Genomic DNA, 17,490 nt, shown 5'->3' with positions numbered 1-17,490 from the left:
TGGCCTCAGTGTTGGACGCGTTCAATAATCATGGCGATGCCCTGACCGACGCCGATGCACATAGTGCACAGCGCATAGCGGCCGTCCCGCCGTTCCAGTTCGTGCATGGCGGCCAGCGCCATTCTGGCGCCGCTCATGCCCAGCGGGTGTCCGAGTGCGATGGCGCCGCCGTTGGGGTTGACCTGCTCGGCGTCGTCCGGCAGGCCGAGCTGGCGCAGCACCGCCAGCGCCTGGGCGGCGAACGCCTCGTTAAGCTCAATCACGTCCATTTGCGCCAGGCTCAGCCCGGCGATTTCCAGCACCCGGCGGGCGGCCGGCAGCGGGCCGATGCCCATCAGACGCGGCTCCACGCCGCAGGCGGCGGTGGCGACAATGCGCGCGCGCGGCGTCAGCCCCTGCTGTTGCGCCATTGCCTCCGAGGCGACGATCAGCGCCGCCGCGCCGTCGTTAACCCCGGACGCGTTGCCGGCGGTCACGGTGCCGGGCTGGCGGAACGGAGTTTTCAACGCCTGCAGCTGCGCCAGCGAGGTTTCGGGGCGCGGGTGCTCATCGTCACTGACCTGGATAAGCGCACCTTTTTTCCCCGCAATGCTGACCGGCACGATTTCCTGCGCCAAAATGCCGGCGGCCTGCGCCCTGGCGGCGCGCTGCTGGCTGCGCAGGGCGAAGGCGTCCTGATCGGCGCGGCTGATGTTGAACTGTGCGGCGACGTTTTCGGCGGTTTCCGGCATCGAGTCGGTGCCGAACTGCTGCTGCATCAGCGGGTTGACGAAACGCCAGCCGATGGTGGTGTCGAACAGCTGCGCCTGACGGCTAAAGGCGCTGTCGGCCTTGCCCATCACCAGCGGCGCACGGGTCATCGACTCTGCACCGCCGGCCAGCACCCACTGGGCTTCGCCGGCCTTGATGCTGCGGGCGGCCATTGCCAGCGCGTCCAGGCCGGAGCCGCACAGACGATTGATGGTGGTGCCGGAAACGCTCTGCGGCAGTCCGGCCAGCAGCAGCGCCATGCGCGCCAGATTGCGGTTATCTTCCCCGGCCTGGTTGGCGCAGCCGAGGATCACATCGTCAACCTGCGTCCAGTCGGCCTGCGGGTGGCGCGCCATCAGCGCCCGCAGCGGCAGGGCGGCCAGATCGTCGGCGCGCACCGTCGCCAGCGCGCCGCCGTAGCGGCCAATCGGCGTGCGTACGCCGTCGCAGATGAAGGCGTGGTTCATGGCTGTTCCTCCAGGACCTGATGGCCAAGGCGATGGGCGCGGCCGCGGAACCAGGCCACGGTTTTCCCCTGTTGGTTGATAATTTCCACGTCGTACAGCCCGGTGGTTTTTCCCTGATGGCGCACTTCGGCGCTGGCGATCAGCCGGTCGCCGGCCAGCGCCGGGCGGATAAAGTCGATGCTGCAGCCGGCGGCGACCGCCGCCAGTCCCTGACTGTTGCAGGCGTAGGCGAAGGCGGTATCGGCCAGGCTGAACAGCTGGCCGCCGTGGCAGGTGCGGTGGCCGTTCAGCATCTGCGGGCCGACCTCCATACTGACCTGCGCAAAACCGCAGTCGACCGCATCCAGACGCATGCCCATCGCCTGGGCGCAGCTGTCTTGTTGAAACATATGTTCGGCGCAGCGTTGCGCCAGCGCGCGCGGCGTATTGGCGTTCATTGTTCGGCTCCTGAAGGGGGGAGGGCGTGACCGGCGGCGCAGCGGCGCAGCAGCGGCATCGGGCGGTAGCGTTCTTCAAGGTAGAAGCGCTGCAGGTTTTCCAGCGTGGCGAGGATCTGTTTCCAGCCCAGCGCCTGTCCCCAGGCCAGCGGCCCGCGCGGATAGTTAACCCCGAAACGCATGGCGTTATCGGTATCGGCCGCGCTGGCGATGCCTTTGTTGACCACGTCCAGTGCCTCGTTGACCAGCATGGCGACGGTGCGCATCACCAGCAGACCGGGATAATCCGGCAGTGTGATGACCCGTTTGCCCAGCGACTGCAAGCATTGAATCACTTTGGCGTTGTCCTGAGGGTTGTTTTGCGCCGCGCAGCCGATCGCCAGGGTATTTGCCTGCCGGTAGTCGGCTGACAGATCGAACAGCACCACCGGCGTGCCGATGTCTTCGGCGACCTGACTGGCTGACTTACCATTTGTTAACATAAAAGTAACATCATCGATCATCGCCAGCGGGCTGGTCTGGCCGGGTTGTTTGACCGACGCCGCATTTTCCGTCAGCAGCGCGGCGAAATCCGCCAGCGGCGACCAGTCGCCGTGCAGCGTGACCCGAGCAGCCGGGCCGGCGTTAGCGGCAGCGGCGTAGCTGGCCTGCGGTGCATCGACATCGTCGCCATAGCGGTAAAAACCACGGCCGCTTTTGCGCCCCAGATGGCCGGCGGCCACCCGTTCCTGCTGCAACAGCGACGGGGTGAAGCGCGTGTCGTTGAAGAAAGCGTCGAACACCGATTGGGTAACGGCGAAGTTAACGTCCTGGCCGATCAGATCGGTCAGCTGCAGCGGCCCCATGGCGAAGCCGCCGGCGTCGCGCAGCACGGCATCCAGCGTCGCCGCATCGGCGAGCTGCTCCTCCAGCGCCCGCAGCGTTTCGGCATAGAACGGCCGGGCGACGCGGTTGACGATAAAGCCCGGCGTCGAACGGCACACAACCGGTCGTTTGCCCCATTGCTGCGCCAGCTGGCTCAGGCGATCGCACGTCGCGGCGCTGGTTTCCAGCCCGGTGACGATCTCTACCAGCTGCATCAGCGGCGCCGGATTGAAAAAGTGCATGCCGGCCATGCGTTGCGGGTGGCGCAGCGCGGCGGCGATAGCGGTAATCGACAGCGATGAGGTGTTGCTGGCGAACACCGTGTCGGCCGGACAAATCGCTTCCAACTCGCGGAACAGGCTCTGTTTGACCGCCAGCTTTTCCGCTACGGCCTCGATCACCAGCGCGCTGTCGGCCAGTTCTTCCAGCGCCTCGGCGATGCGGATGCGGGCCAGCAGCTGTTCGCTGGCGCGGCGATCTGCCTTGCCGGCCTCGACCCGGCGCATCAGGCGCTGGCTCAGTGTCTCGTAGGCGCGCTCGGCGGCGGCGCGGTCAATATCGAACACGGTGACCGGATGCCCGGCGGCGGCGGCCACCTGCGCGATGCCGATGCCCATGGTGCCCGCGCCAATCACCGCAACGGGTGAGGTAAGGGGAATTGCGTTCATGATTATTTTCCGCTGAAGACCGGTGGGCGTTTGGCGAAGAATGCGCTGACGCCTTCGCGATAGTCGTCGCTGCGGCCGCCAAGGCGCTGCAGGTCGCGCTCCAGATCCAACTGTTGGTCCAGCGTGTTGGTGGCGGCGCTGTAGATGGCTTTTTTGATCAGCCCCAGGCCGTAGGTCGGCTGGGTCGCCAGATGGCGCGCCAGCGCCCGGGTATGGGCCTCCAGTTCGCTGCCGTCCACCACCTGCCAGATCATGCCCCACTCCTGCGCCTGACGGGCGCTGATTTTATCGCCGAGCATCGCCATGCCCATTGCGCGCGCATGGCCTGCCAGACGCGGCAGGAACCAGCTGCCGCCGGAGTCCGGCACCAGCCCGAGTTTGCAGAAAGATTGGATAAAATTGGCGTTGTCGGCGGCGATAACGATATCGCAGGCCATCGCCAGCGCCGCGCCGGCGCCGGCGGCTACGCCGTTCACCGCGCAGACGATCGGTTTGGGCAGCGCGGTCAGACGGCGGATCAGCGGGTTATAGAAACGCTCGACCGACAGGCCGAGGTCCGGCGCCTGTTGGTCGGCGTTGACGGTGCGATCGTTCAGATCCTGCCCGGCGCAGAAGCCGCGTCCGGCGCCGGTCAGCAGGACGCAGCGCACCGCCTCGTCGCGTTCGGCGAGAGTCAGCGCTTCCGCCAATTGGTGGTGCATCTCATCGTTAAAGCTGTTCAACCGGTCGGGGCGGTTCAGCGTGATGGTCAGTACGCCGGCGTCGAGGTGAGTGAGAATCAGGTTGTTGTCCATGGATCAGCGCCCTTTATAGTGTGGGGTACGTTTTTCGAAGAAGGCGGCAATGCCTTCACGGCGGTCTTCGGTGGCGGCCAGCGCGGCAAACTGCTGGCGCTCCATGGCCAGCCCCTGCGTCAGCCCGGTTTCCTCCGCCTGGCGCAGCGCCTGTTTGGCGGCGCGCAACGCCAGCGGCGCCTGTTGCGCTATACGTGCAGCCACCTGCTGCGTGCGCTCCAGCGTCAGCGCGTCGACGCATACCTCGCTCGCCAGTCCGCTCTGCAGCGCCAGGCGGGCGTCAATGGCCTCGCCGCTCAGCACCATCTGGCTGGCGCGGGATTTGCCGACGCAGCGAATCAGCCGCTGAGTGCCGCCGGCGCCCGGCATCAGGCCGAGGGTGATTTCCGGCAGGCCGAAGCGGGCGCTTTCGCCGCAGATGACGATGTCGCAGGCCAGCGCCAGCTCGCAGCCGGCGCCGAGCGCATAGCCGTTGACCGCCGCCAGCAGCGGCTTGCTGAACTGGGCCAATTGCTGCCACAGCAGCGGGCGCGGGTCACGCAGGGTGGCGGGCAGATCTTGCTGCTGCAGTTCACGCAGGTCGGCCCCGGCGGCAAAAAAACGCGCGCCGCCGGCGATCACCACCGCGCCGGTGTCGTCGTCGGCCTCGGCCTGTTCCAGCCGTTCGATCAGCTGTTGCAGGCAGGGGGTGCTGAGCGCGTTACGCGCCTCCGGGCGGTGCAGCGTCAGGGTAAGAACGCGACCCTGCCGCTCGTGCAATATCCAGGGGGTAGTCATCGGCGGCTCCTAAACGTCGAAATCCAGCGTCACTCCGTCGCCTTTCGGCCACGACTGACAGCTGAGGATGTAACCGGCGGCCAGCTGGTCCGGCTCGAGGCTGTAGTTGACGCCCATCTCGACTTCGCCGGCGGTAAGCTTGCATTTGCAGGTGGCGCAGACCCCGCCTTTACAGGCGTAGGGCAGGTCCGCCCCCTGACGCAGCGCGGCGTCGAGAATGCTGTCGTCCTGCGCCGTAACGTCGATCTCCTGCCGGCGACCGTCGAGCTGAATCGCCACCCGGGTGGCGTTGCGGCTGGCGGCATCGGCCGGTCTGGCGCTGACGCCGCTGGTGTTGAAGCGTTCGCTGTGGATGCGCCCGGCCGGCATGCCGGCCTGCTCCAGTACGCTGTGGGCGTCGTCCATCATCGCTTCCGGGCCGCAGATAAACGCATGTTGATAGTCGCGGTAGTCGAGCAGCGTGGCGCCGATGGCCTGCAGGCGTTCGCGGTCAATGCGGCCGCTGAGCAGCGGGCTGTCCAGACTCTCCTGGCTGAACAGGTACAGCGGCTGGAAGCGTTGCGGGTAGCGGTTTTTCAGATCGGACAGCGCTTCTTTGAACATCACCGAGCGACTGCTGCGGTTGCCGTAGATCAGCGTGAACTGGCTGTCCGGTTCCAGCAGCAGCGTGGCTTTAATAATCGACAGCATCGGCGTGATGCCGGAGCCGGCGGCGATGGCCAGATAGTTGCCGTGGCGCTCCGCCTGCGGCTGGTAGCCGAAGCGCCCCTGCGGCACCATCACCTCCAGCGCGTCGCCGACCTTGAGCCGTTGATTGACAAATGAGGAAAAACGCCCCTGATGAATGGCCTTGACGCCGATTTGCAACAGCCCGTCCTGCGGCGCGCTGCAGATGGAGTAGCAGCGGCGCAGCTCCTCGCCGTCGAGGCTGGCTTTCAGCGTCAGGTGCTGGCCGGGGGTATAGCGGTAGGCGCTTTTCAGTTCGTCGGGCACGCGCAGGGTAATGGCGACGGCGTCCGGCGTTTCGCGTTCAATAGCGGCGACATTCAGGCGATGAAAAACCGTCATGATGTTCTGCGCTCCTAGATGCATTTGAAATAATCGAACGGCTCGCGGCAGGCGCAGCAGCGGTAGAGCGCTTTGCAGGCGGTGGAGCCGAACTCGCTGATTTTCTCGGTATTGTCACTGCCGCAGCGCGGGCACTGCACCGGGCCGTGGCTGTCCGGTCTATCGCAGGTATGGCCCTGCGGCGGCGCGACGCCGTAGGCGCGCAGCCTGGCGCGCGCGTCGGCGTTCATCCAGTCTGTGGTCCAGGCGGGATCGAGCCGGATGGCGACCGTCACCGGGCTGAAACCGGCGGCGGCCAGCCGCTGTTTGATCGCGTCCTGCAAAAATTCGCTGGCGGGGCAGCCGGAATAGGTTGGCGTAAAGATAATGCGCCAGCCGTCGCCGTCGCGCTCCACCTTGCGCACCATGCCCAGATCGGTAATCGACAGCGCCGGCAGTTCCGGGTCGCTGATCTGCTGTAGGCAGTGCCAGATCTGCGGGATTTCGGCGGGCTCCAAGTGGGGGAGGATCATCAGTCACCTCGCTACCAGTTGCAGTTGGGGTAGGCGCGCTGCAGGAATTGCATCTCGGCGAGGATAAAACCGAGGTGCTCGCTGTGCTGGCCCTGTTTGCCGCCGAGGCGGAACGCCGGCTGCTCCGGCAGCGTCAGCGTCGCCTGGCGCAGCGTATCGTTCACCAGTTCCTGCCACGGCGCCTGCAGCTGACGCGGATCGGCGGCGATGCCTTGTTCGGCCAGCATCAGCTCGGTGTCATCGGCGTGGAACAGTTCGGCGGTAAAGCGCCACAGCGCATCCAGCGACTGCTGAATTTTTTGATGGCTGGTTTCGCTGCCGTCGCCGAGGCGGATCATCCAGCCCTGGCTGAAGCGCAGATGGTATTCCGCTTCTTTCAGCGATTTGGCGGCGATGGCCGCCAGCTGCGGATCGCGGCTGCGGCTGAGTTCGCGCTGCAGCAGCAGGTGGTAGGCATCCAGCAGGAACTGGCGCACCAGCGTATCGTTGAAGCCGCCGTTTGGCTGTTCGGCCAGCAGCAGGTTATGGAATTCGCGCTCGTCGCGACCGAAGGCCAACTGGTCTTCACTGCATTCGGGGCCGATCAGCGTCGCGGCGTAGCTGAGGATATTGCGCGCCTGGCCGAGCAGATCGAGGCCGATATTCGCCAGCGCCAGATCGATCTCCAGCTCCGGCGCGTGGCCGCACCAGGCGCACAGGCGCTGCGCCAGAATCAGCGGCGTATCGCCCTGACGCAAAAGATAGGTAATACGGGGATCGCGTTGCGTCATGGCCGCCTCACATGTTCTTGATGCCGTCGGGAATGGTGTAAAACGTCGGGTGGCGGTAGATTTTGTCCTCCGACGGATCGAAAAAGGCGTCGCGGTCTTCGGCCTGCGAGGCGATCAGGTGGCAGGACTGCACCACCCAGATGGAACAGCCTTCGTTACGCCGGGTGTAGGCGTCGCGGGCATTTTCCAGCGCCATCCGGTCGTCGGCGGCGTGCAGGCTGCCGACGTGACGATGCGCCAGCCCTTGTTTGCTGCGGATAAATACTTCATACAGCGGCCATTCGGCGTGAGTCATGGAAGAATCCTCTTGTTAAGCCGCTCGCGTGCGGTTTTTTTCGGCATGCGCCATGGCGCCTTCGCGCACCCAGGCGCCGTTTTCCCAGGCCTGACGCTTGGCCTGCAGGCGTTCGTGGTTGCACTGGCCCTGGCCCTTGATCACCTGGTACAACTCGCTCCAGTCGATGTTGCCGAAGCGGTAGTGGCCGCTGGCCTCATCCCAGGCCAGATCCGCATCGGGGGCGGTCATGCCCAGCGCTTCCAGCTGTGGAACGGTGTTGTCGACAAACTTCTGCCGCAGCTCGTCGTTGCTGTGGCGTTTGATTTTCCACGCCATGCTCTGCGCGCTGTGCGGAGAGTCGTTGTCGCTGGGGCCGAACATCATCAGCACCGGCCACCAGAAACGGTTAATGGCGTCCTGCAGCATGGCCTTTTGCTGTTCGCTGCCGTGCGCCAGCGCCATCACCGCCTCATAGCCCTGACGCTGGTGGAAGCTCTCCTCTTTACAGATTTTCACCATTGAACGGGCATACGGGCCGTAAGAGGCGCGGCACAGCGCCACCTGATTGACGATGGCCGCGCCGTCGACCAGCCAGCCGATCACGCCGACGTCGGCCCAGTTCAGCGTCGGGTAGTTAAAAATGGAGGAGTATTTCATCTTGCCGTCGAGCATCTTTTGGTAGATGTCCTGACGCGAACAGCCCAGCGTTTCGGCGGCGCTGTACAGGTAGAGGCCGTGGCCGGCTTCGTCTTGCACCTTGGCCAGCAGCACCGCTTTGCGCCGCAGGGTCGGGGCGCGGGTCAGCCAGTTGGCTTCCGGCAGCATGCCGATCACTTCCGAATGCGCGTGCTGGCCGATCTGACGGATCAGGTTTTGCCGGTAGGCGTCCGGCATCCAGTCTTTGGCCTCGATGGAGATATCGGCGGCCAGCTTGGCGTCGAAATGCTGCTGATGTTGTGCGTCGGTGGTCATGGTTACCTCATTGATGATTCGTATTTTTAAAGTGAATAATAAAAATGTGAATCACTTTAATAACCATAAAGCTACAAGTTGATAACCTAAAGATCAAACAAGGTTCTTAGGGTTTTGCGACGGCCTTCACAACTAATTTTCTTATTTTATTGATTTATATTTGCTTTTTGTGCCGTAAATTCGCACGGCTGCTGACGTACGGCCAGCTTTACACTCCCATTGTTTGTTTTTTGTTAAATTTTAACTTGGCGATGACTGGAAAATATGTGATACGTAATTACGCTTTATGACGTCACTTTATGAATTCAGGAGAAGCCGCATGCAGCAGTTGAACAGTTACCTCTCGGGGCGTTGGCTATACGGCCAGGGGCCGGCTCGCGAGATCCGTCACGCGCTCACCGGCGAGCCGTTGTATCAGGTTTGCTCTGAGGGGCTGCCGCTGGCCGACAGCCTGAACTATGCGCGGGAGCAGGGCGGCCGAGCGCTGGCGGCGATGACCTTCCAGCAGCGCGCGCAGATGATGAAGGCGGTGGCGAAGTATCTGCTGGCGCATAAAGAGACGCTGTATGAGATCTCCTACCAGACCGGCGCGACGCGCAGCGACGGCTGGGTGGATATTGAAGGCGGCATCGCTACGCTGTTTGCCTACGCCGGCCTGGCCGGGCGCGAGCTGCCGGACGACACGCTGTGGCCAGAAGACGAGCCGATTCCGTTATCGAAACAGGGCCAGTTTATGGCGCGTCACGTGTTGACCTCGCGCCCCGGCGTGGCGCTGCATATCAACGCCTTCAACTTTCCCTGCTGGGGCATGCTGGAAAAACTGGCGCCGACCTGGCTGGCCGGTATGCCGGCGATTGTGAAACCCGCCACCGCCAGCGCGCAGCTGACGCAGGCGATGGTGCAGCTGATTATCGACAGCGGTCTGGTGCCGGACGGGGCGCTGCAGCTGATTTGCGGCGGCGTCGGCGATCTGTTTGACCATCTGGACTATCAGGATGCGGTGACCTTTACCGGCTCGGCGCAGACCGGCCGGCAACTGCGCGCCCACCCGCGGCTGCTGGAAAAATCGATTTCGTTCACCATGGAGGCCGACTCGCTGAACTGCTGCGTGCTGGGAGAGGACGTGACGCCGGAGATGCCGGAGTTTGCGCTGTTTATTAAAGAAGTCTGCCGTGAGATGACCAGCAAGGCGGGGCAGAAATGTACCGCCATCCGCCGGGTGATGGTGCCGGCGACGCAGGTTGAGGCGGTGAAACAGGCGCTGTTGCAGCGCCTGGCCGCGGTGAAGGTTGGCGACCCGCGGCTGGAGCAGGTCAGGATGGGGGCGCTGGTCAGCCTGGAGCAGCGGGATGATGTGCAGCAGAAAGTTGAACTGCTGCTGCACAACGGTTGTGAACCGCTATGCGGCGCCAGCCTGCAGTCATTCAGCGCGCAGGGCGATGACGATCGCCAGGGCGCATTCTACCCGCCAACTCTGTTGTACTGCGCCGAGCCGCTGCGTAACAGCGCGGTGCACGATATTGAGGCCTTTGGCCCGGTCGCTACGCTGATGCCGTACGACAGCGGCGAGCAGGCGATTGAGCTGGCGCTGCTGGGGCAAGGCAGCCTGGCCGGCTCGCTGGTCACCGCCGATGCCGCCGTGGCGACGCGCTTTATCCGCGCCGCCGCCTGCGCCCATGGACGGATGCTGGTGCTGGACCGTGCGGCGGCGGAAGAGTCCACCGGCCACGGCTCGCCGCTGCCGATGCTGATGCACGGCGGGCCGGGACGCGCCGGCGGCGGCGAGGAGCTGGGCGGCCTGCGGGCGGTGAAGCACTATATGCAGCGTACCGCGCTGCAGGGCAGCCCGAGCATGCTGGCGGCGATCGGACAAGAGTGGGTGCGCGGCGCCGAGGCGCTGGAATCGCCGGTTCATCCGTTCCGCAAATATTTTGAACAGCTGCCGATCGGCGAAAGCCTGCTGACCGCGCGGCGTACGGTCACCGAGGCGGATATCGTCAATTTCGCCTGTCTGAGCGGTGACCATTTCTATGCCCATATGGATAAACTCGGCGCGGCGGAGTCGCTGTTCGGCGAGCGCGTGGCCCATGGCTACTTTGTGGTTTCCGCGGCGGCGGGGCTGTTTGTCGACCCGGGCGTCGGGCCGGTGATCGCCAACTACGGCATGGAAAATCTGCGCTTTATCGAGCCGGTGAAGATCGGCGACACCATTCAGGTGCGGCTGACCTGCAAGAAAAAGATCCGCAAGCCGCAGAAAAGTGCGGAGGATAGGCCGCACGGCGTGGTGGTGTGGGATGTGCAGGTGCTGAATCAGCATCAGCAGGCGGTGGCGCTGTACAGCATTTTAACGCTGGTGGCGCGGCAGCAGGGCGACTTCCCGCAGCAAGAGGCGCAGTAAGCGCCGCTTCTCTCCTTACGCGGGGCCGTTGTGGCCCCGTTGTTATTGGCGCCGCCTCAGGCGTGACACACCTGGTTCTTACCGTTTTTCTTGGCCTGATAGAGCGCCGCATCCGCCTGTTTGATCAGCGCGACCGGCGTGCTGTCGGCGTCGCCGGGAGCCTGAATGGCGACGCCGATGCTGACGGTAATCAGGCCCAGCGGGCTGCCTTCGTGAGGGATTTGCAGCCGACGCACATGCGCAAGCACCCGTTTGGCGCAGCTCATCGCCTCTGCCAGATCGGTATCCGGCAGGATGATCGTCAGCTCTTCACCGCCGTAGCGCGCGATCAGATCGCCGACGCGGTTAGGCATCTCTTTCAGCAGCCGGCCGATCTGCTGCAGGCAGCGGTCGCCGGCGACGTGGCCGTAGATGTCGTTGTACTGTTTGAAATAGTCGATATCCAGGATCAGCAGCGCCAGATCGCGCTGATAGCGTACGGCGTGATTGATATGGTTGGCCAGCGCCATATCGAAGCGGCGGCGGTTGGCTAGCCCGGTCAGGCCGTCCAGCAGCGCCAGCTCCTCCAGCGTCTGGTTCATCTGCGTAAGCTGATCGCGGGTGCGCACCAGTTCCGCCTCCGTCTGCAGGCTGTGGTTGATTTGCCGGATCAGCGCCATGCCCAGCGCCAGCAATATCGCCAGCAGTATGCCGCCGCCGAGGGCGAACAGGCCGGTGTCCTTGCGCCAACTGCTCAGTACATCGTGTTTCGACAGCCCGGCGGCGATCACCAGTGGGTAATGCGGTACGCGGGAGTAGCCGTAAATACGCTCCACGCCGTCAAACTGCGACACCAGCGTGGCGTTGCCGAACGCCGAATACGGCAGAATCTGCCGGAACAGCACCCCGAGGGCGACGTTCTTGCCGATGTTATTCGGCGCGTAAGGGCGGCGGTACAAAATGGTGCCGTCCGCCAGCAGCAGGCTGAGCGCATCGTTGTCCTCAAGGGCGAAGTCATCGTAAAAGTTGCGGAAATAATCGACATACAGCGTCGACAGCACCACGCCGGCAAAGCTGCCGTCCGGGTGGTTAAGCCGGCGTGAGATGGGGATCACCAGATCGTCGGTGGAGCGGCTGCGGATTACTTTGCCAATATAGAAGTTATTATTGTTGTGGTTCTTATGATATTGGAAATAGGCGCGGTCGCCGTTATTGGCGTGGGCGCCGGTCAGGCCGAACGAGGTCACCACCCAGCGCCCCTGCGCGTCAAAGATAAAGCTGCCGTGCAGCTGCGGCGAATTGGTGACCTGGTCATGCATCACTTTTTGCAGGCGACGCTGTTGCGGAGCGCCAAATCCGTCGTGTTCGGCGCGTTCTTTCAAATCCAGCAGGCCGTTATCCACCTGCTTGAAGGTGTCGTAGGCATGCTGCGCCAGCGAGCGCGCCAGATTAGAGGTGCCGTTATCCGCACTTTGCAGATCGAGTTTGCGGGCATGCCAGCTCTGCCAGACGTTAAACACGATCAGCGTAACGACGACGATCACCACGAACACGGCGGCTTGAAACAGCAACGGCGAAGTTCTGGACTTTGCTGACTCTGAGGACGGTGGCGTCATATCATCCTGATTATCGGGTAGTGATTAATGCGAACAAAACGTTGGGCGATGCGCGTTGAAACCTGCCCGCCGGCCGAATGAACGGGCGGACGTGGAAGGAATAAATTTAGTACAAGTTAACTGATTAATACAGGAAGGGGGACAAGGTGTCGGACTACATTATCATTACGCTGTTGACGTTGTCGGTCTATTATCCGCTGACGCTGGGAGCGCTGGCCGTGATGATGGCTATCGCCGTGCGCCGGCGGCAATCGCCTTACTGGCGGCTGGCGCTGCTGCTGTTTACGCTGCTGTTTGTGCTGTTCGCCATGGCGGCCTACAGCTGGCATCACTCGCGCTGACGCCCGCTGCAGGCCTATGGGCTTATTCCACGTTAATCATCCAGTTGACGCCGAACTGGTCGGTCAGCATGCCGAAACCTTTGGCCCAGAACGTAGGCTGAAAAGGCATGGTGACCGTGCCGCCCTGCGCCAGTTTGTTAAAAATTTCTTTACCTTGCTCCACGCTGCTGGGGTTCAGCGACAGCGAGTAGCCCCGGTGCGCGCCGTTGTCGCCGTCTTCCTGCGGGCAGCCGTCGGAAGCCATCAGCGCGCCGTCGCCAATCAGCAGGTGCGCGTGCATTACCGCCTGCGGGTCTACCTCCGGCATGTCGTCCTGTTTCGCCTCGGCGGGCAGATCTTTATAGCGCATCAGCATTTCCAGCCTGGCGCCCAGTTGCTCGACATAAAAATTAATCGCCTGTTCGCAGTTACCGTTAAAGAACAGATAGGGTTGAATCTGCATGGTATTGCCCTCGGATTATCTTCGGCCCCCACCGCCTGAGGGCGCTGATAAAATGGTTACGCCCGGCAACTGTTGCAGAGCGTGATTGGTTAGTGTAGCGGCTGGCAGGGAGAAGATCGGGCGGGGGATCACGCTCTGCGCATTTGCCATGATTAAACGAAAAAGCGGGACAGTGCATCCCGATTTTCGCTGATTATCTGCGCGATAAGACTTCCTATACTCAACGGCACCTTCACTAAAGGAGTTTATGGTTATGGGAAGTCAATCTCTTAATGGCAAAGTGGTCCTGATCGCCGGCGGGGCGAAGAACCTGGGCGGCCTGGTGGCGCGCGATCTGGCGCAAAACGGCGCGGCGGCGGTCGTGGTGCACTATAACAGCGACAGCAGCCGCCCGGCGGCGGAAGAGACGCTGGCGGCGGTCAAGGCCGCAGGCGCGCAGGCGATCGCCGTACAGGGCGACCTTTCCCGGCCGGACAACGTCGCCCGGCTGTTTGAAGAGGCGGTGAGCGCGTTCGGCAAGGTGGATATCGCGATCAATACCGCCGGGTTGGTGATTAAAAAGCCGATCGCCGAAGTGACCGAGGCGGATTACGACACCAGCTTTGACGTGAATGCCAAGGCGGCGTTCTTCTTTATTCAGCAGGCGGGGAAACATCTGGCGGATAACGGCCGGATTGTCACCATTGTCAGTTCGCTGCTGGCGGCCTATACGCCGTTTTATGCGGTGTATCCCGGCAGTAAGGCGCCGGTAGAGCACTTCACCCGCGCCGCCTCGAAAGAGTTCGGCGAGCGGGGAATCAGCGTCAATGCCATCGGTCCTGGCCCTATGGATACGCCGTTCTTCTACGGGCAGGAAAGCGAGGAAGCGGTAGCCTATCACCGCAGCGCGGCGGCATTGAGCAAGTTCTCCAAAACCGGCCTGACCGATATTGAAGATATTGCGCCGATCGTGAAATTCCTGGTGACCGACGGTTGGTGGATCACCGGGCAAACGCTGTTCGCCAACGGCGGCTATACTACCCGTTAATTGACGATATCGTTCAACCTGGCTGCGGCGTGACGCCGCAGCCGCAGCGTGAGGCGCCGGTGGATAAAATAGGGAGACTGCGGGTATTTATCCAGGTCGCCGAAGTGGGCAGTTTTGTGCGCGCATCGGAAATCATGCTGATGCCGAAAACTACGGTGTCCTCGGCGATCCAACAGTTGGAAAGCGAGATGGGCGCCCGGCTGTTCCACCGCACCACGCGGCGGGTGCAGCTGACCAGCGACGGCGAGCGCCTGCTGGAACGCGCGCGCATGTTGCTGGATGAGATGGCGGCGCTGGATCGGCTTTTTCTGCCGCCGGATGCGTCGATCGGCGGCCGTCTGACGGTGGATGTGCCCAGCCGCATTGCGCGGCGCATCATCGTGCCGGCGCTGCCGGACTTCTTTACCCGTTACCCCGATATTCAACTGTTTCTCAGTTCCAGCGATCGCCATATCGATCTGGTGCAGGAAGGCGTGGACTGCGTAGTGCGGGTCGGCGAGCTGCACGACAGTAGCCTGATCGGCCAGAGCCTGGGGCAACTGGGCATGATCAACTGCGCCAGCCCGGCGTATCTGCAGCGGCAGGGCGTTCCGCTGCGAACCGAACAGCTGACTGCGCATTGGGTGGTGGGCTATGCTCAGCCGAATTTGATGACCGCGAACGTCTGGCAGTGGCGACAGGATGGCGCGGCGCAGGAGAAAGCGCTGCCCAGCCGGGTGACGGTGAATAATGCAGAAAACTACATCGGCTGCTGTCTGGCAGGGATGGGGCTGATTCAAATCCCGCGTTTTGACGTGCAGCACTATCTGGATGCCGGACAGTTGGTGGAAGTCTTACCGCAGGCGCGCGCGCCTGCGATGAATCTTGCGCTGCTGTATCCGCACCGTCGCCAGCGCACGGCGCGTTTCAGCGCCTTTGCGGACTGGTTTAGCCGGCTGATTGCGCCTTTTTGTGAAACGGCGCAATCAGCAAACTAGTAAAGGGACGCTTCGCCTGCGGGGCGCGTCTTGAAACGGCGGTGCAGCCACATGTACTGGTCAGGGGCGAGTAAAACCTGCTCCTCTACCACTTTATTCATGTAGGCGGCCGCTTTGGTGTCGTCATCCAGCGGAAAATTGTCCAGCGGCGGCTGAATAATCAGCTCATAACCTTTGGCGTGCGGCAGACGGCGCGGCACGAAAGGTACGATGGCGGGCCGGCCCATGCGCGCCAGCAGATAGGTGCCGGTGGTGGTGGCGGCGTTCGGCACGGCAAAAAACGGCACAAACACGCTGCTCTGCCGGCCATAGTCATGGTCCGGCGCGTACCAGATGATTTCGCCCTGTTTCAGACAGCGAATCATGCCTTTTACGTCCTTACGGTCGATCATGTATTTGTTGGAGCGCAGGCGGCCCCAGGTCTGTACATACTCCATCAGCTTGTTGTTATGCGGGCGATGCACGCCGATGCCCGGGTTCTGCATGCCGAAGATGCGTGCGCCCAGTTCCAGCGTCAGGAAATGCATGCCGATCAGCAGGACGCCCCTGCCGTTTTCGCGCGCTTTTTGCATATTTTCCAGGCCGTTGACGGCAAACCAGCGGGAAATCCGCCAGTCGGGCCAGAACCAGGCCATGCCGACCTCAAACAGACCCATGCCGACCGACTCAAAGTTGCGGGTCACCAGGGCTTCGCGTTCCGCTGCGGGCATGTCGGGGAAGCACAGTTCCAGATTCCGTCGGGCTATTTTTACCCGACGTGGCATAAAGCGTTTGGCGATTCTGCCGAGCAGATGGCCGAGGCGATAAATAAGCGGGTAGGGGAGAAGAACTAACAAATAGAGTATGCCGAGACCGATCCAAAGTAGCCAGTATCGAGGGCGCAAGAAAGAGCGCTCAAAAGTTGGGCTTAATAACATTTGCTTTCAACTTCCTGCTGTTACGTGTTTTTTCTCAAAGATGGATTTGGTGAATGATAATAATATAATTTGAATCAACCGATCGACTTTTTCCCTTTAATGCCATTGCACGCCTGACGTCAGGGGCGCGTGAATCCGCCCGACGATTCAGATGATGTGAAATAGGTAACGCGCTGATTTTTGACTATAGTAATAAAGTGCAAACGCGTCGTTTCGTTGGGCACCCTGTCGCTGCCGGCGGCGTATGCGGGCGGCGGAGCAGGTGAAACATAAGGCGGAAAGACGCGCTCACACGCGGTGTGATGCGGGGCTTCCAGATTATGTTATGCTAAGGAATTGAAATGTTTGTTAAAAATGACAGTAAAGATCGTGTAGAATCGGCATGCGGCAGCGCCAGAGGGTGCGCATGTGAAGTGCGCGCCTGTGTGAAGGACGCTGTCGATTGTTCTTGTCGTTATGTAAAAGACAACCCGTGGGCTGGGGTTGGCGCCGGCGCCGTTGTTGGACTGGTCGTCGGTTTCCTTTTAGGCAAAAAGTAAATAGGGAGAGTATAAATGGGCATCATTTCTTGGATTATTTTTGGTTTAATCGCCGGTATTCTGGCTAAGTGGATTATGCCGGGCAAAGATGGCGGCGGTTTTATCATGACCATCATCCTGGGTATTATCGGTGCAGTTGTCGGCGGTTGGATCAGTACCTTCTTCGGTATGGGCCGCGTCGATGGCTTTAACCTGGGCAGCTTTGTGGTTGCCGTGATCGGTGCCCTGGTGGTGCTTTTTGTCTACAGAAAGATCAGAAGCTAATCCGGTGCTGATCAATGAGGGTCGCCCATGGCGGCCCTTTTTCGTTTAATTACAGGTGACGATCGCCCGGCGTATGGCCGGCGATCTGAGAAGGGGAATACTATGGGTTTGTTAGATGGCGCATTAGGCAATGTTTTAGGCAACGTGCTGGGTAATGCATTGGGTAATGGCGGTAAAGGCGGGATCGATATCGCGGCCATTCTGCAGTGGGTTGAGCAGCAGGGTGGTTTGCAGGCAATCCTGAACAAACTGCAGCAGGGACAGCTGGGCGATATCGTCGGTTCCTGGCTGGGCAACGGTGAAAACCAGGCCATCAGCGGCGACCACGTTCAGCAGGCACTGGGCAGCGATGCGATTGCGCAGCTGGCCGCCAAATTGGGCGTTGACAGCAACCAGGCGTCTGAAACCGTGGCGCAGCTGCTGCCGACGCTGGCGGATAAAGCCTCGCCAAACGGTGAAGTGAAACAGGACGAACTGGCCAACTACGTCGGTAAACTGTTCAGCTAAGCCTTGATGCCCCGGTTTGCCGGGGCATGTTTCTCTCCTGCCATCCGCGTCTGCGCCGCAGACGGTTTACAGAATTTCCTCGCTTTATACGCAAAATATTCCTTGCACCGCCGCTGGCGGAAACAAG

The 17,490-nt window shown here is 61.9% G+C and carries 20 protein-coding genes; 7 read left to right on the top strand and 13 right to left on the bottom strand.

Going from position 1 to position 17,490, the window contains the following annotated elements; translation table 11 throughout:
• Positions 1–5: 5 nt before the first annotated feature.
• Genes pcaF through paaA form a run of 10 tightly spaced genes read right to left on the bottom strand, consistent with a single transcriptional unit; the run spans position 6 to position 8,356 of the window.
• Positions 6–1,217: a 3-oxoadipyl-CoA thiolase gene (gene pcaF, locus CLM71_RS15055; protein ID WP_105231742.1), complete on the bottom strand. Its 1,212-nt coding sequence runs from the start codon at positions 1,215–1,217 to the stop codon at positions 6–8.
• Positions 1,214–1,654 carry a hydroxyphenylacetyl-CoA thioesterase PaaI gene (paaI, locus tag CLM71_RS15050; RefSeq protein ID WP_105231741.1) on the bottom strand — a complete coding sequence of 147 codons (441 nt, stop codon included), beginning with the start codon at positions 1,652–1,654 and terminating at the stop codon, positions 1,214–1,216. Before paaI ends, pcaF begins: the two co-directional genes overlap by 4 nt.
• Positions 1,651–3,186, bottom strand: a complete 1,536-nt coding sequence (locus CLM71_RS15045; protein ID WP_105231740.1) for a 3-hydroxyacyl-CoA dehydrogenase — start codon at positions 3,184–3,186, stop codon at positions 1,651–1,653. Before CLM71_RS15045 ends, paaI begins: the two co-directional genes overlap by 4 nt.
• Before the next feature lie 2 nt (positions 3,187–3,188).
• Positions 3,189–3,980 (bottom strand): 2-(1,2-epoxy-1,2-dihydrophenyl)acetyl-CoA isomerase PaaG, encoded by a 792-nt coding sequence (paaG, locus tag CLM71_RS15040; protein WP_105231739.1) that lies wholly within the window; start codon positions 3,978–3,980, stop codon positions 3,189–3,191.
• A gap of 3 nt (positions 3,981–3,983) precedes the next feature.
• Positions 3,984–4,757 (bottom strand): 2,3-dehydroadipyl-CoA hydratase PaaF, encoded by a 774-nt coding sequence (paaF, locus tag CLM71_RS15035; RefSeq protein ID WP_105231738.1) that lies wholly within the window; start codon positions 4,755–4,757, stop codon positions 3,984–3,986.
• Between the two features lie 9 nt (positions 4,758–4,766).
• The gene (paaE, locus tag CLM71_RS15030) at positions 4,767–5,825 is read right to left on the bottom strand and encodes a 1,2-phenylacetyl-CoA epoxidase subunit PaaE (protein ID WP_105231737.1); all 1,059 of its coding nucleotides are present in this window, start codon (positions 5,823–5,825) and stop codon (positions 4,767–4,769) included.
• Between the two features lie 14 nt (positions 5,826–5,839).
• Complete coding sequence (gene paaD, locus CLM71_RS15025) at positions 5,840–6,337, bottom strand: 1,2-phenylacetyl-CoA epoxidase subunit PaaD (protein WP_105231736.1); 498 nt, start codon at positions 6,335–6,337, stop codon at positions 5,840–5,842.
• Between the two features lie 11 nt (positions 6,338–6,348).
• Positions 6,349–7,107 (bottom strand): 1,2-phenylacetyl-CoA epoxidase subunit PaaC, encoded by a 759-nt coding sequence (gene paaC / locus CLM71_RS15020; RefSeq protein ID WP_105231735.1) that lies wholly within the window; start codon positions 7,105–7,107, stop codon positions 6,349–6,351.
• A 7-nt stretch (positions 7,108–7,114) separates the two neighbouring features.
• A complete protein-coding gene (gene paaB, locus CLM71_RS15015) occupies positions 7,115–7,402 on the bottom strand; it encodes a 1,2-phenylacetyl-CoA epoxidase subunit PaaB (protein WP_105231734.1) in 288 nt (95 codons plus the stop codon).
• Positions 7,403–7,417: 15 nt separating this feature from the next.
• The gene (paaA, locus tag CLM71_RS15010; RefSeq protein WP_105231733.1) at positions 7,418–8,356 is read right to left on the bottom strand and encodes a 1,2-phenylacetyl-CoA epoxidase subunit PaaA; all 939 of its coding nucleotides are present in this window, start codon (positions 8,354–8,356) and stop codon (positions 7,418–7,420) included.
• 319 nt (positions 8,357–8,675) lie between these two features.
• Here paaA and paaZ point away from each other — a divergent pair, with 319 nt between their 5' ends.
• Entirely contained in the window at positions 8,676–10,754 is a 2,079-nt protein-coding gene (paaZ, locus tag CLM71_RS15005; RefSeq protein WP_105231732.1) for a phenylacetic acid degradation bifunctional protein PaaZ, read from the top strand.
• A 56-nt stretch (positions 10,755–10,810) separates the two neighbouring features.
• Here the strand turns inward: paaZ and CLM71_RS15000 are convergent, their stop codons facing one another.
• A complete protein-coding gene (locus CLM71_RS15000; protein WP_105231731.1) occupies positions 10,811–12,349 on the bottom strand; it encodes a GGDEF domain-containing protein in 1,539 nt (512 codons plus the stop codon).
• Between the two features lie 146 nt (positions 12,350–12,495).
• On the opposite strand from CLM71_RS15000, the gene CLM71_RS14995 reads away from it, so the two are divergent.
• Positions 12,496–12,690 (top strand): hypothetical protein, encoded by a 195-nt coding sequence (locus CLM71_RS14995; RefSeq protein WP_105231730.1) that lies wholly within the window; start codon positions 12,496–12,498, stop codon positions 12,688–12,690.
• A 22-nt stretch (positions 12,691–12,712) separates the two neighbouring features.
• On the opposite strand, the gene CLM71_RS14990 is transcribed toward CLM71_RS14995, so the two are convergent.
• On the bottom strand, positions 12,713–13,132 hold the full coding sequence (locus CLM71_RS14990; RefSeq protein ID WP_105231729.1) for a VOC family protein: 420 nt from the start codon (positions 13,130–13,132) through the stop codon (positions 12,713–12,715).
• Between the two features lie 253 nt (positions 13,133–13,385).
• Here CLM71_RS14990 and CLM71_RS14985 point away from each other — a divergent pair, with 253 nt between their 5' ends.
• Together CLM71_RS14985 and CLM71_RS14980 are read left to right on the top strand one after the other, a co-directional pair.
• Entirely contained in the window at positions 13,386–14,159 is a 774-nt protein-coding gene (locus CLM71_RS14985) for an SDR family oxidoreductase (RefSeq protein ID WP_105231728.1), read from the top strand.
• A 59-nt stretch (positions 14,160–14,218) separates the two neighbouring features.
• Complete coding sequence (locus CLM71_RS14980; protein ID WP_105233421.1) at positions 14,219–15,136, top strand: LysR family transcriptional regulator; 918 nt, start codon at positions 14,219–14,221, stop codon at positions 15,134–15,136.
• On the opposite strand, the gene CLM71_RS14975 is transcribed toward CLM71_RS14980, so the two are convergent.
• Positions 15,133–16,053 (bottom strand): Kdo(2)-lipid IV(A) acyltransferase, encoded by a 921-nt coding sequence (locus CLM71_RS14975; RefSeq protein ID WP_105231727.1) that lies wholly within the window; start codon positions 16,051–16,053, stop codon positions 15,133–15,135. The genes CLM71_RS14980 and CLM71_RS14975 overlap by 4 nt on opposite strands.
• A 341-nt stretch (positions 16,054–16,394) precedes the next feature.
• On the opposite strand from CLM71_RS14975, the gene CLM71_RS14970 reads away from it, so the two are divergent.
• From CLM71_RS14970 to CLM71_RS14960, 3 genes are all read left to right on the top strand, one after another.
• Positions 16,395–16,592: a DUF883 family protein gene (locus tag CLM71_RS14970; RefSeq protein ID WP_105231726.1), complete on the top strand. Its 198-nt coding sequence runs from the start codon at positions 16,395–16,397 to the stop codon at positions 16,590–16,592.
• Positions 16,593–16,607: 15 nt separating this feature from the next.
• On the top strand, positions 16,608–16,856 hold the full coding sequence (locus tag CLM71_RS14965; protein ID WP_054307869.1) for a GlsB/YeaQ/YmgE family stress response membrane protein: 249 nt from the start codon (positions 16,608–16,610) through the stop codon (positions 16,854–16,856).
• Between the two features lie 102 nt (positions 16,857–16,958).
• On the top strand, positions 16,959–17,363 hold the full coding sequence (locus CLM71_RS14960) for a YidB family protein (protein ID WP_105231725.1): 405 nt from the start codon (positions 16,959–16,961) through the stop codon (positions 17,361–17,363).
• The last annotated feature ends 127 nt before the right edge of the window (positions 17,364–17,490 follow it).

The sequence above is a fragment of the Serratia sp. MYb239 genome, from assembly GCF_002966855.1.
Taxonomy (GTDB): domain Bacteria; phylum Pseudomonadota; class Gammaproteobacteria; order Enterobacterales; family Enterobacteriaceae; genus Serratia_B; species Serratia_B rhizosphaerae.
The sequence above is the reverse complement of the archived record's forward strand: the minus strand, read 5'-3'. Positions and strand labels throughout refer to the sequence as shown.